This is a genomic window from Arthrobacter sp. NPDC097144, from assembly GCF_044762205.1.
GTDB lineage: Bacteria > Actinomycetota > Actinomycetes > Actinomycetales > Micrococcaceae > Arthrobacter_B.
The window spans coordinates 45,155-57,798 of the sequence record NZ_JBIWDW010000001.1 but is presented as its reverse complement, the minus strand read 5'-3'; the positions used below and the strand labels follow the sequence as shown (position 1 = coordinate 57,798).

The 12,644-nt window shown below is 65.9% G+C and carries 10 protein-coding genes; 8 read left to right on the top strand and 2 right to left on the bottom strand.

Annotated elements, in window-relative coordinates; genetic code table 11:
- Positions 1-21: 21 nt before the first annotated feature.
- The 5 genes from ACIQXM_RS00260 (at position 22) to dapF (ending at position 5,930) form a co-directional block, all read left to right on the top strand.
- Entirely contained in the window at positions 22-1,398 is a 1,377-nt protein-coding gene (locus ACIQXM_RS00260) for a coiled-coil domain-containing protein (protein WP_400925913.1), read from the top strand.
- Between the two features lie 83 nt (positions 1,399-1,481).
- Positions 1,482-2,423 (top strand): hypothetical protein, encoded by a 942-nt coding sequence (locus ACIQXM_RS00255; protein ID WP_400925910.1) that lies wholly within the window; start codon positions 1,482-1,484, stop codon positions 2,421-2,423.
- A 66-nt stretch (positions 2,424-2,489) separates the two neighbouring features.
- Positions 2,490-4,037: a tRNA (N6-isopentenyl adenosine(37)-C2)-methylthiotransferase MiaB gene (miaB, locus tag ACIQXM_RS00250; RefSeq protein ID WP_400925907.1), complete on the top strand. Its 1,548-nt coding sequence runs from the start codon at positions 2,490-2,492 to the stop codon at positions 4,035-4,037.
- Between the two features lie 28 nt (positions 4,038-4,065).
- Positions 4,066-4,983: a tRNA (adenosine(37)-N6)-dimethylallyltransferase MiaA gene (gene miaA / locus ACIQXM_RS00245; RefSeq protein ID WP_400925904.1), complete on the top strand. Its 918-nt coding sequence runs from the start codon at positions 4,066-4,068 to the stop codon at positions 4,981-4,983.
- Positions 4,980-5,930 carry a diaminopimelate epimerase gene (gene dapF / locus ACIQXM_RS00240; RefSeq protein WP_400925901.1) on the top strand — a complete coding sequence of 317 codons (951 nt, stop codon included), beginning with the start codon at positions 4,980-4,982 and terminating at the stop codon, positions 5,928-5,930. The genes miaA and dapF overlap by 4 nt, the downstream gene beginning before the upstream one ends.
- A 153-nt stretch (positions 5,931-6,083) precedes the next feature.
- On the opposite strand, the gene ACIQXM_RS00235 is transcribed toward dapF, so the two are convergent.
- A complete protein-coding gene (locus ACIQXM_RS00235; protein WP_400925898.1) occupies positions 6,084-6,704 on the bottom strand; it encodes a class I SAM-dependent methyltransferase in 621 nt (206 codons plus the stop codon).
- Between the two features lie 120 nt (positions 6,705-6,824).
- On the opposite strand from ACIQXM_RS00235, the gene hflX reads away from it, so the two are divergent.
- Together hflX and ACIQXM_RS00225 are read left to right on the top strand one after the other, a co-directional pair.
- Positions 6,825-8,396 (top strand): GTPase HflX, encoded by a 1,572-nt coding sequence (hflX, locus tag ACIQXM_RS00230; RefSeq protein WP_400925895.1) that lies wholly within the window; start codon positions 6,825-6,827, stop codon positions 8,394-8,396.
- Complete coding sequence (locus ACIQXM_RS00225) at positions 8,389-10,449, top strand: ATP-dependent DNA helicase (protein WP_400925892.1); 2,061 nt, start codon at positions 8,389-8,391, stop codon at positions 10,447-10,449. Before hflX ends, ACIQXM_RS00225 begins: the two co-directional genes overlap by 8 nt.
- A 94-nt stretch (positions 10,450-10,543) precedes the next feature.
- Here ACIQXM_RS00225 and lexA read toward each other — a convergent pair whose 3' ends face one another.
- Positions 10,544-11,389, bottom strand: coding sequence for a transcriptional repressor LexA (gene lexA, locus ACIQXM_RS00220; RefSeq protein WP_400925889.1), 846 nt, complete (start codon positions 11,387-11,389; stop codon positions 10,544-10,546).
- 857 nt (positions 11,390-12,246) lie between these two features.
- Here lexA and ACIQXM_RS00215 point away from each other — a divergent pair.
- A complete protein-coding gene (locus tag ACIQXM_RS00215; RefSeq protein ID WP_400925886.1) occupies positions 12,247-12,522 on the top strand; it encodes a LysM peptidoglycan-binding domain-containing protein in 276 nt (91 codons plus the stop codon).
- Positions 12,523-12,644 lie beyond the last annotated feature (122 nt).

Below are 12,644 nucleotides of genomic sequence, written 5' to 3'. Positions count from 1 at the left end.
GGTACCGTATGCTGAGCCACGATGTTCACACTGTTGCTGCCGGGGAAGAAGTCAACTGCTGTTTCCCTCGGCTCCCTCTTGCTGGCCGGAGCGCTTACCGCCTCCGCCTTTACTGCTGTGCCCGCAGTGCTCGCTCCTGCTCCTGCTGCCGCGGCGGACTACCCGTCGTGGGAAGAAGTTGAGCAAGCCAAACGCAGCGCCGGGGCCAAAGCTGACCAGGCCGGGGACATTGAAGCACTTCTGCGTGAACTGTCTGCTGACGCCGGCACGATCGGAACCGCTGCCGTGCAGGCCTCGTCCGATGCCCGCAGGGCTGCCGAGGAAGTTGAGGCCGGCAGCCGTGCCGTTGACGTCCTGTCCGCGCAGCGGGCGGAGGCCGCCGGAGCCGCAGCGGCGCTCACCGAACAAATGGGCGCTCTTGCCGCGCAGACGTACAAAACCGGCGGGATGGACTCCAACCTGATCATGCTCCTGGATGCCGATGCAGGAGCCGGAGCCCTGGACCGGCTTGCCGCGCTGCAGGGCATCAGCGGCCGGACGGACAGCCTCCAAGCTCAGGCCGCAGCAGCCGAATCCGTTTTGGGGAGTCTCGAAGAGCGGGAAGCTGCCGCCCTGAAGACCCGGGAAGAATCCGCTGCGGAAGCCCGCCGGCTGGAGGCCTCCGCCCGGGCCGCGGCAACCGACGCAGATGCTGCCGTACGGGAAGTGCAGGTGCGGAGCGTTGTCCTGCTGGAACAGCTCGCGGCCCTGCGGAGCACCAGTGCGGCCGTGGAAGCAGAGCGGCTGAAGGGCATGGAGGCGGAGCAGACATACATCAAACAGCAGCAGGAAGCAGAAGAAGCGGCCCTCAGGGCCCAAGCAGAAAAAGATGCTGTGCGGGACAGCACACAAAAGCCTGCTTTTCCACCGTCGGCGGTCCCGGATCCGGTGATTAATCCCACGCTTCCGTCCGTGGTACCACCTCCCAATCCTGTCACTCCGGTCCCGGAACTCCCACCGGCCCCACCTGTCCCGCAGCCGGCTCCACGTCCGGAGCCCGCGCCGGCACCGGGCCCGGTACCCGTTCCGACGCCGTCTCCCGGACCCGTCGACGACCCTGCTGCGGCCCAGGCCTACGCTGCCGGACGGCTGGGTGCCTTCGGTTGGGGGCAGGACCAGGCCAGGTGCCTGATCAACCTGTGGCAGCGTGAATCCGGCTGGCGGACCAGCGCAAACAACCCCTACAGCGGCGCCTATGGCATCCCCCAGTCCCTGCCCGGGGACAAGATGGCAAGCATCGGACCGGACTGGCGCACCAACTACCGGACCCAGATCGAATGGGGTCTGGGGTACATCCAATCCCGGTACGGCAGTCCGTGCTCCGCCTGGCAGCACTCTGAAGAAAAAAACTGGTATTAGAACCCCTTCTCCCGTGCCCTGTCAATCCGGCCGTTACCAATTCGAGACACTGATCCAGAATCCGTCTGTAACGTCTCGGTGCTATGACTTCCCCCCACAAAGATGCCCTCGGCAACGAAGACACCGCAGGACGGAACGCCTCCGGCCAGGACGGCTCACATCACAACCCCAACCAGGAACGCCCGCGGATCCACCGCAGCCGCAAGCTCCGTATTGGCGCCGTTGCCGTTGCAGGCGCGCTGGCATTCTTCGGTATTGCCGGAGCCTCGGTACAAAATGACCAGCTGCGCGCCAACCTGGTGAGCCTGACTTCACCGACAGCTGCACCGGAATCAACCTCCACCCCCGACTCAGGGGACGAAGCGGAGCCCGCAGCAGACGCCGGCCCCGAAGCAGAACAGAAGACGGCCAACGAAGCGGCTGCCGCAGAAGAGGCCCAGAAGGCCGAAGCGGCCGCATCAGCCGAGCAAGCCGCGGCAGCAGCGGACGCCAAGGCAGCAGAGGATGCAAAGGCCGCTGAAGCGGCCGCCGCAGACGCAGCCAGGGCCGCCGAAGAAACCAGGGCTGCAGAAGCCGCCGCAGCCGAGGCGGCCGCCGCGGAAAACGCCCGGCTTGCCGCCGAGCAGGAAGCAGCGGCACAGGCGGCGGCTGCCCAGGCTGCCGCCGACCGTGCGGCAGAGGAGGAAGCTGCTGCAGCTGCAGCAGCGGTTCCCATGGATGATCCCGCCGGAGCCAAGAGCTATGCAGCGTCGGCCCTGGCCGGCCACGGCTGGGCAGCCTCCGAGATGACCTGCCTCAACACGCTGTGGGAGAAGGAATCCAACTGGATGACCAGTGCCACCAATGCCAGCAGCGGAGCCTACGGAATTGTGCAGTCACTTCCTGCGGAGAAAATGGCCTCATCGGGACCGGACTACCTCACGAATCCCAAGACCCAGATTAACTGGGGCATGAGCTACATCGAATCCCGGTACGGCAGCCCCTGCTCCGCACTGAACTTCCACTACGCAAACAACTGGTACTAAACCCGGCAGTACCTTCCCCTGGAGAAGGCGCCTGCCCGGGCGTCCTGCGGCAGGTACCCTAGGACTGTGAGTTTGACTGTATCTTCCCCCGAATCTTCCCCCGTATCTGCGCCGCTTGCTGCCGAGCTCCTTCAGCATCCGCGCACCTATCAGGTGCGCACCTTCGGCTGCCAGATGAATGTCCATGATTCCGAGCGCATCTCCGGACTGCTGGAGAACGCCGGATACGTTCCTGCTGCGGGGGAGGAAGCCGACGTCGTCGTCTTCAATACCTGCGCGGTGCGGGAGAATGCGGACAATAAGCTGTATGGAAACCTGGGCATGCTGGCCCATGTCAAGGAAACCCGTCCCGGCATGCAGATAGCAGTGGGGGGCTGCCTGGCGCAGAAGGACCGCGACACCATCCAGCGCAAGGCTCCGTGGGTGGACGCCGTGTTCGGCACGCACAACATCGGTTCCCTGCCGGCACTGCTGGAGCGGGCCCGGCACAATGACGAGGCTCAGCTGGAAATCCTGGAATCCCTCGACGTTTTCCCCTCCACACTGCCTACCAAACGGGACTCCGTGTACGCGGGCTGGGTCTCCATCTCCGTGGGCTGCAACAACACGTGCACGTTCTGCATCGTTCCCTCCCTGCGGGGCAAGGAACGGGACCGGCGCCCCGGCGAGATCCTTGCCGAAATCCAGGCACTGGTGGACGACGGCGCCATCGAGGTCACGCTGCTGGGGCAGAACGTGAACTCCTACGGCGTGGAGTTCGGCGACCGCGGCGCGTTCGCCAAGCTGCTGCGGGCCTGCGGCAGCATCGAGGGTCTGGAACGGGTGCGCTTTACCAGCCCGCATCCGGCGGCCTTCACCCAGGACGTCATCGACGCGATGGCCGAAACCCCCAACGTGATGCCGCAGCTGCACATGCCGCTGCAGTCCGGCTCGGACAAGGTCCTGAAGGACATGCGCCGGTCCTACCGCTCCAAGAAGTTCCTCGGCATCCTGGACAGCGTGCGTGAACGGATGCCGCACGCGGCCATCTCCACCGACATCATTGTGGGCTTCCCTGGGGAGACGGAAGAGGACTTTGCCGCGACGCTGGACGTCGTGGAGAAGTCCCGCTTTGCCACGGCTTTCACGTTCCAGTACTCCAAGCGCCCGGGTACTCCCGCGGCTGACCTTCCGGACCAGCTGCCCAAGGCCGTGGTCCAGGAGCGCTTTGAGCGGTTGACCGCGCTGCAGGACCGCATCGCCGCCGAGGAAAACGCCAAGCAGGTGGGAACCACGGTGGAAGTAATGGTGACGGCCGGCTCCGGCCGCAAGTCCGAGGAGACCGGACGCCTCTCCGGCCGCTCCCGCGACCAGCGGCTGGTGCACTTCTCCGTCCCCGAAGGCTGCGAGGTGCCCCGTCCCGGAGACCTCGTCACCGTGCCCGTAACCTCCGCGGCGGCCTTCCACCTGGTGTCTGATCCCGCCACCGCGGGCGACTATTCCCTGCGCCGCTCGCGGGCAGGGGACGCGTGGGACCGTTCGCAGGCAGAGTCCTGCGGAGTTCCCGCTCCCGGAACAACAGGGGGCAAGACCGGGGTTTCCCTCGGCATGCCGGCCCTGCCGCCGCGCTCCTAATGCCGGGCCTGATGATCCGGTGCGGCCGGTGACGGACGCAGCCCCGCGCACCCGCCCCGTCATCGCCGTCGTCGGACCCACCGGCTCCGGCAAGTCGGACCTCGGCGTATCCCTTGCCCGGCAGCTCGGCGGGGAGGTCATCAATGCCGATGCCATGCAGTTCTACCGGGGCATGGACATTGGTACCGCCAAGATCAGCGTCGAAGAGCGCCGCGGCGTTCCGCACCACCTCCTGGACATCATGGATGTCCGGGAAGAAGCCAGCGTTTCGGACTTCCAAGCCTCGGCGCGCGACTTCATCACGGAGATCCAAAACCGCGGAAAGTATCCAATCCTGGTGGGCGGTTCCGGTCTCTACGTGCGTGCGGTGCTCGATGTGCTGGAATTCCCCGGTACGGATCCGTCCGTGCGCGCTGCCCTGGAACAGGAGCTTGAGGACGTGGGCCTGGAGGCGCTGCGCGAGCGCCTGCGGGCAGTGGATCCGGTGTCCGCGGACAGGCTCGGCGACGGCCGCCGGGTGGTGCGAGCCCTGGAAGTCCACCGGCTAACCGGCAGGCCGTTCAGTTCCTTCATGCCCGTCCGAGAGTACTTTCAGCCGGCCGTCCAGATCGGACTGAGCGTGGAGCGCAGTGTGCTGCACCGCCGGCTGGCAGCGCGCGTGGACCAGATGGTGGACCGCGGGCTGCTGGCCGAGGTGGAAATGCTGGCGGGGCGCGGGCTGCGCGAGGGCCGGACCGCGGGCCGCGCCCTGGGTTACTCCCAGTTCCTGCGGGTGCTCGACGGCGAATCAACCGTTGCCGAGGCAGCCGAACAGACAGTGGTGGCCACCCGCCAGTTTGCCCGCCGCCAGCTGACCTGGTTCCGGGCAGACCCCCGCATCACCTGGCTGAACTGGGATGATCCCGATCTGACCGGCAGGGCCGCCGCCGCTATCCTTGAACAGTGAACACAACTCTTTCTGCTCCGCTGTCCGCTTCCGGCCTGCCTGCGTCCCTGGCCGGCCTTCCCTTTGCCAAGGGCCACGGCACCGGCAACGACTTCATCCTGGTGGCTGACCCCGCCGGAGAACGGAATGTCACCGCCGAGGAAGTGGCAGCCGTGTGTGACCGGCACCGCGGCATCGGTGCCGACGGCTTCATCCGGGCCGTGCGCTCGGAGCACCTGCCGGAGGGCCAGGGCCTGCTGCAGAGCGAGCCCGCAGCGGAATGGTTCATGGACTACCGCAACTCGGACGGCAGCATCTCGGAGATGTGCGGCAACGGAGTCCGGGTGTTTGTGCACTTTCTGCTCGCCGAAAATCTCGTGACCCTGGGCGACGGCGAGACGCTGACCCTCGGCACCCGTGCCGGGCTTAAGACCGTCACCCGGGTGGACAGCGGCTACGCCGTGGACATGGGCCCGTGGGAGTTCATCTATCCCGACCATGCAGCTGCCAAGGCCATGGACGCCGTCGTCAACGCGGCAGGCCTGGAAGTTCCGCGGCCCGGACTGTCCGTCAGCATGGGAAACCCGCACACCGTGGTGGCCCTGGCCGAGCTGTCGGAACTGGCCGCCACAAGCCTTGCCGCAGCACCGACCGTCCAGCCCGAGCCGGAGCACGGCACCAACGTGGAATTCGTGGTGCCGGCAGAACCCCTGGTGGAGAACGGCGTGGGAATGCTGACCATGCGCGTGCATGAGCGGGGCGTGGGAGAGACCCTCTCCTGCGGCACCGGAGCCTGCGCCGCTGCCGTCGCCATCCGGTTCTGGGCCGGCCGCGAAGCCCCGAACGACTGGGCCGTCACCGTGCCCGGCGGCGTCGTCGGCGTCCGGTTCCTGACCGCCGAGGACGGCCGCGAACACGTGGAACTCAGCGGTCCCGCCGTCCTCGTGGCCCGCGGAACCCTGCTCTAGCAAGCCGATGCGGAGCCGGCCCTGCGCAACGGGCCACGGCCGGCTTCGGGAGCGGATAATGCCCGGCTTACCGCCGGAATAAAGCGCTGCGGAACACTGTTGTTCCAGTCATGGTATTGAGCACGCAGTTAGATCCAACCCACGGTTAGGCACTTAGCCCGCGACGGGCTTGCGCACAATCTTCAGCACGCGGAAAGATTTCGCGGTGCTGTGCCGGGACACCGAGTAGCGGGTTCCGAGTTGATCCGCGATCCACTTTTGCAGCGAATCCGCACCCAAATTCTTCTGGACCACCAGCCAAGCGGTTCCCTCCGGAGCCAGCCGGGGAAGCCACAGGAGCAGGAGGGCATGGAGTTCGTCCTTGCCGATGCGGATGGGTGGATTGGACCAGATGGTGTTGAACCGGAGGTCAGGATCCACGTCTTCGGGCAGCGAAACGCTGACGTTGTCCAGGCCGAGCGCGGCGGCATTGTCGCGCGTCAGGGCGAGGCTGCGCTCATTGACGTCTACCGCGTACACGCGGGCGCCAGGAGACTTCAGCGCCAAGGTCAGTGTCACGGGTCCCCAGCCGCAGCCGATGTCCAGCAGATTGCCGGTGGGGGAGGGTGCAGGAACTTCATCCAGAAGTACCGCCGTCCCCTTGTCTATGGCATCGGGGCTGAAAATGCCTCCGGAGGTGACGAGCGTGCGTTCGCGCCCGTCCAGGAAAACACGGAGCGGCCGGCGGACCTCGGGCCCGGACGGCTGTGAACTGAAGTAATGGTCTGAACCCATAACAAACCAGATTAGTGGGTCTGCTGCAGGCAGCGGAAACCGGATTCAGCGGCGGGCAAATTCCGCCCCCAAATGTCCGTGCCCTGACTTACCATGGATAACACGGCTTATAAGGAGAATATGACGATCAACAATTCCCGTCCTGGCACGTCCGGATCCGCCCAGCCCACACCGGAGCTGAGCCCCGAAGACATCCAGGGGGTCATTGACAGGATCCTCGCCAAGGAAAGCGCTGCGGAGGCCAAGGCTCCCGCCCGGGACGCCCCGCGCGGCCGGGCACAGGCGCTCTCCGCCGAGGACGCCGGGCACTCCGTGCACGACGGCGACCAGGAGGACCTGCGCGAACGGCACGCACTGCGGCGCGTGGCGGGCCTGTCCACCGAACTCGAAGACGTTACCGAAGTTGAGTACCGCCAGCTGCGCCTGGAACGCGTGGTGCTGGCCGGCCTGTGGAGCGAAGGAACGGCGGCCGACGCCGAGAACTCCCTGCAGGAACTGGCAGCCCTTGCTGAAACGGCGGGCTCCGAGGTGCTCGACGGCGTTATCCAGCGCCGCCTGAAGCCGGACCCCGGAACCTTCCTGGGCTCGGGCAAGGCACAGGAACTCAAGGACATTGTGGCCGCCACCGGTGCGGACACCGTCATTGTGGACAGCGAACTGGCCCCGTCCCAGCGGCGCGGGCTTGAGGACATCGTCAAGGTCAAGGTCATTGACCGGACGGCCCTGATCCTGGACATTTTTGCCCAGCACGCCAAGTCCCGCGAAGGCAAGGCCCAAGTGGAACTGGCCCAGCTCGAATACCTTCTGCCGCGGCTGCGCGGCTGGGGTGAATCCATGTCCCGGCAGGCCGGTGGCCAGGTGGGCAGCGCCAGCGCCGGTATGGGTTCGCGCGGTCCCGGTGAAACCAAGATTGAGCTGGACCGGCGCAAGATCCGCACCCGGATGGCGAAACTCCGCCGGGAAATCGCGGGCATGAAACCTGCACGCGAAACCAAGCGGGCCAACCGGCAGCGCAACCAGGTTCCCTCCGTGGCCATTGCCGGCTACACCAACGCCGGAAAGTCCTCGCTGTTGAACCGGCTGACCGACGCCGGCGTCCTGGTAGAGAACGCCCTGTTCGCCACCCTGGATCCCACCATCCGCAAGGCCCAGACCGAAGACGGCATCGGCTACACCCTGGCGGACACCGTCGGGTTCGTCCGGTCGCTGCCGACACAGCTGGTGGAAGCCTTCCGCTCCACGCTGGAAGAAGTCGCGGACGCCGACCTGATCCTGCACGTCGTGGATGCATCCCATCCTGATCCCGAGGGCCAGATCGCCGCGGTGCGCACTGTGCTCACCGACGTCGACGCCCGCAACGTGCCGGAAATCATTGTCCTGAACAAGGCCGATGCCGCTGATCCGTTTGTCCTGGAACGGCTTCGCCAGAAGGAACGCCGCCACGTGGTGGTCTCCGCCCGAACCGGCGAAGGCATCGATGAGCTGCTGCAGGCCATCTCCGAGGGGATTCCCCGTCCGGCGGTGGACCTGACGCTGATGGTTCCCTATGACCGCGGAGACGTCGTGTCGCGGCTGCACAGCCCGGACACCGAGATCCTCTCCGTGGACCACTCGGAAACCGGAACCCGGCTGCACGTCATGGTCCGTGAAGGCCTCGCTGCTGAACTGGAGCCGTTCGTCACCCATGAGTAAGGACACCACCGGCGAAGTCTTGGAACTGCTGGACACCGCCGTTGCCGGCATGGGCGGCCAAAACCGCCCGGGCCAGCATGAAATGGCCCGCCAGGTGACACAGGCCATCGACGAAGGCAAGCACCTGCTGGTCCAGGCCGGCACCGGGACCGGCAAGTCGCTGGCCTATCTGGTCCCGCTGATCCACCACTCGCTCGAGAGCACCAAACCCACGCTGGTGTCTACGGCCACGCTGGCCCTGCAGTCCCAGATTGTGGGCCGGGACCTGCCGCGGCTGCTCAAGACGCTCAAGCCCCAGCTGCCGCGGGAAGTGGACGTGGCACTGCTCAAGGGACGCAGCAACTATGTCTGCCTGCACAAGACCGGCGGGGGTTTTCCCGAAGAGGAAGACCCGGCCGGTGCTCTGTTCACCCTCGGGGACGACCACGGGGTGGCTCACCCGTCTCCGGCTCCCACCTCGGCCATGGGCCGCGAGGTGGTGCGGCTGCGCGAGTGGGCCGAGGAAACGGATACCGGAGACCGGGATGACCTGGTCCCCGGCGTCAGTGACCGCGCGTGGAGGCAGGTCTCCGTCACCTCCATGGAGTGCCTGGGCGCCCAGCGCTGTCCCGTGGCGGCCGAGTGCTTCAGCGAGCGGGCCCGCGCCTCCGCCGCCGTGGCCGACGTCGTCATCACCAACCATGCGATGCTGGCCATCGCTGCCTTTGAGGGTCTGGCTGTGCTGCCGGACTATGACGTGGTGGTCATTGATGAGGCGCATGAACTGCAGGACCGCGTCACCGGAGCCGTCACCGGGCAACTGTCCGGCACTGTCGTGTCTGCAGCTGTGACCGCTGCGCGCAAGCACACCTCCGCCAGCGTGGAAGAGCTGGCACAGGCGGAGCGCGCCTTCGAGAAGTCCATGGAGGGTGTGCCGTCGGGGCTGCTCGCCAGCGGGTTGAACGAGGAGCAGGAGCAGGCCGTCAACCGCATCCGTGAAGCGTGCCGCGTGGCTCTCTCCGATTCGAAGCCCGAGCCGGGGGATACGGCCGACGGCGGCCGCCAGACTGCGCGCTCCCGGCTGATGGCGGTGCTGGAGGTCTGCGAACGGCTGGTTTCGGCTCCGGCTGCCGGCGAAGTGATCTGGGCATCCCGGCCCAGCTCGTTCTCGCCGTCGGGCGGGTTCTCACCCCCGGACGAAACGGCCCCGGCCACCTTGAACGTTGCTCCGCTGTCAGTGGCGGGGCGGTTGCGAGAGGGATTGTTCGACGGGCATACCGTAGTCCTGACCTCGGCCACCCTGGCGATTGGCTCCGAGTTCGGCCCGGTGGCAGGTGCCCTGGGTCTGCTGGGCCCCGGTGCGCCGTCCTGGACCGGAACCGACGTCGGCAGCCCCTTCGACTATCCCCGGCAGGGGGTGCTGTACGTGGCCAAGGACCTGCCGAAGCCGGAGCGCGGTACCTCGCAGGCTCAGCTGGACGAGATTGAAGCATTGCTGAAGGCATCAAATGGCGGTGCCCTGGGTTTGTTTTCCTCCCGCCGGGCTGCTGAAGACGCTGCGGATGCCATGCGCAGCCGGGTGGATTTCCCCATCCTGTGCCAGGGGGAATCTTCCATGTCCTCCCTCGTGAAGCAGTTCTCGGAGGAACCTGACACCTGCCTTTTCGGCACCATGTCACTGTGGCAGGGCGTTGATGTTCCGGGGGCTGCCTGCCGGCTTGTGCTGATCGACCGGATTCCGTTCCCGCGCCCGGATGATCCGCTGATGACCGCCCGTACCCGCGCGGTGGCCAAGGCCGGGGGCAACGGCTTCATGTCCGTGTCGGCCACCCATGCGGCAGTGCGTCTGGCACAGGGCGCCGGGCGGCTGATTCGTGCTGCGGGGGACCGCGGCGTGGTTGCCGTCCTGGATTCCAGGCTCGCCACGGCCCGTTACGGGGGTTTCCTCCGTGCCGCGTTGCCGCCGTTCTGGTCCACTACGGACCGTTCAGTGGTGCTGTCGGTCCTTGGCCGTCTGGCGGAGCAGTCCGCAGCCGAGGAGCATGCCACAGGCAAGCCGGGAGCCCGAACATAAGGGGCGGAACATCAGGGAACGCAAATGGCGGCCGGAAGAATATTCCGGCCGCCATTTGCGTCCCGGCGTGGGGCCCGGGACGGGGATTTTCCCGCTAGAGCGAGCGCATCACCGAGACAACCTTGCCCATGATGACTGCGTGGTCGCCCACGATCGGCTCGTAGCGCGTGTTCTGCGGCAGCAGCCAGGTGTGGCCGTTGCGCTGCCGGAAGGTTTTGACAGTGGCCTCGTCATCAAGGAGGGCGGCCACGATGTCACCGTTTTCCGCTGTTGGCTGGCGGCGGACAACCACCCAGTCGCCGTCGCAGATGGCGGCGTCCACCATGGAGTCACCCGAAACCTTCAGCATGAACAGATCGCCGTGGCCCACCAGCTGGCGCGGCAGCGGCATGATGTCCTCCACGACTTGCTCCGCGAGGATGGGACCGCCGGCTGCGATGCGGCCAACGAGGGGCACCATTGCGGTATCCACGGCCGTGGCCAGCTCCGTCACGGATGCCAGTGCCGGGGCGGACGCAGCCGCGGCTCCGGCGCCTGCCGCGGCATCAGGAGCTGCGTCGGAGCCGGCGGCTGCCTGGGCGGATCTCGTGGCGGTCCCGGCCGTGCCGGTCTGGTCTTCAGCGGAGCCTGCGGCACCTGCCGTGCCGTCCCGCAGCATCAGTGGAATCAGGATTTCCATGGCGCGGGGCCGCTTGGGATCACGGCGGATGTAGCCGAGCTTTTCCAGCTGCATGAGCTGATGGGTGACGCTGGAGAGGCTGGCCAGCCCCACCGTGTCACCAATTTCGCGCATGGTGGGAGGGTATCCGTTGGTACTCACCGACCGCTGGATCATTTCCAAGACGGTCTTCTGCCGTGGTGTGAGCCCCTTGACACGCGCACGGGTGCCTGCGGCAGCTGGCTTGTTGGTGCTGTCTTCGGAAGCAGTGGTGCGGGCCACGTGGGGTTCCCTTCGGGTCAGCTGGTCCGGGAGGTGCCGGAGCTGGTTTGGTCTATGGCTGGCGGTTATGTCAGTGGCAGCTGATTCAGTGGTCCCAACGAACCTTTCCGGGGCCGACGCTCCGGATCCGGTCCGGTTGACACCGGATGAACCTCTTCCATGCCCTCAACGCTAAGGGAGTGGAGCAACGTTTTCAAACATTTGTTCGAGCGAGTCTCGACTTTGTTAGTAGATAGGTGCTAGAAATGAGTTCGCAACAATCGAACACACTTTCGACAACAGTTCTCCGCTCCGGCGCAAGGACGTCAGATAACTTCCAATCGTTCGAACATGGCTTCGGGTTATTTCCGATGTCGACGAACCGGAAAGGTGCAGCAATGCCCACTCAAACTTTCAGGCCTATTCAGATCGCCAGACCCAAGCGGGCCAAGTCCACTTCAGCTGTCACACCCAAACTGACTGTTGTATCTGGCCAAAAGGTTGTGCCCGGCAAGAACCTGCTGACAGACCGGACGGATGTTGCTGAGCGAACGCTTGTCGCCAGCCAAGCCGCATCGGCCGGCCGGGCTGCAGTGAAATCTCCCCGCCTCTCCCGCTTGCGCTTTCCTTCCAAGGTGCCCTCCCTGTGGACCCGGGGCGGGACTCCGGTGCCTTCGGCAAATCCGTCACCCTCCGTTCTGGTCTCTTCAGCTGCTTTGGCGCCTTTAGCAGCTCCTGCTGATTCAAGTGCACCGGCTGTTTCAAGTGCACCGGCTGTTTCAAGGGCATGGGCCGTTGGAGCTGCACAGGCTGCATCAGTTCTGCCGAAGGCTCCGGCCCGCCCGCACGGACTGCATCTCACGCGACGGGGACGGCTGGTGTTCATCGGCCTGCCGATCATGCTTACCGCCGCAGCGGCGCTGACGCTTCTTGCGTTCTTCACGGCCCCTGCCATGGCCTCCAGCGGAGCCCCGGAGGTCACCCGAACCGTCCAGGTCAGTGTGGCTGCCGGCGAGTCCCTGTGGGAACTTGCCGAAGAATTCGCCCCGGAACGCGACCCGCGGGACGTGGTTGCGGACATTATGGAATTGAACAACCTTTCCAATGCGAGCATCCGCGCTGGGATCCAGCTGTACATCCCCGTTGAAGGCTGACGCTGTTACACCGCTGCAGAACTGCACCCCCCCGCAGAACTGCACCCCCCCCGCAGGACTACACAACTGCACCACTACACAACTGCACCACTACGCAACTGCACCACTACACAACACGGCGT

Excerpts from the sequence above, each read along its gene's own strand:
- ACIQXM_RS00260 (WP_400925913.1), top strand. The coding sequence starts at position 22 with ATGTTCACACTGTTGCTGCCGGGGAAGAAGTCAACTGCTGTTTCCCTC.
- ACIQXM_RS00255 (WP_400925910.1), top strand. The coding sequence starts at position 1,482 with ATGACTTCCCCCCACAAAGATGCCCTCGGCAACGAAGACACCGCAGGA.
- ACIQXM_RS00235 (WP_400925898.1), bottom strand. The coding sequence starts at position 6,704 with ATGGGTTCAGACCATTACTTCAGTTCACAGCCGTCCGGGCCCGAGGTC.
- hflX (WP_400925895.1), top strand. The coding sequence starts at position 6,825 with ATGACGATCAACAATTCCCGTCCTGGCACGTCCGGATCCGCCCAGCCC.
- ACIQXM_RS00225 (WP_400925892.1), top strand. The coding sequence starts at position 8,389 with ATGAGTAAGGACACCACCGGCGAAGTCTTGGAACTGCTGGACACCGCC.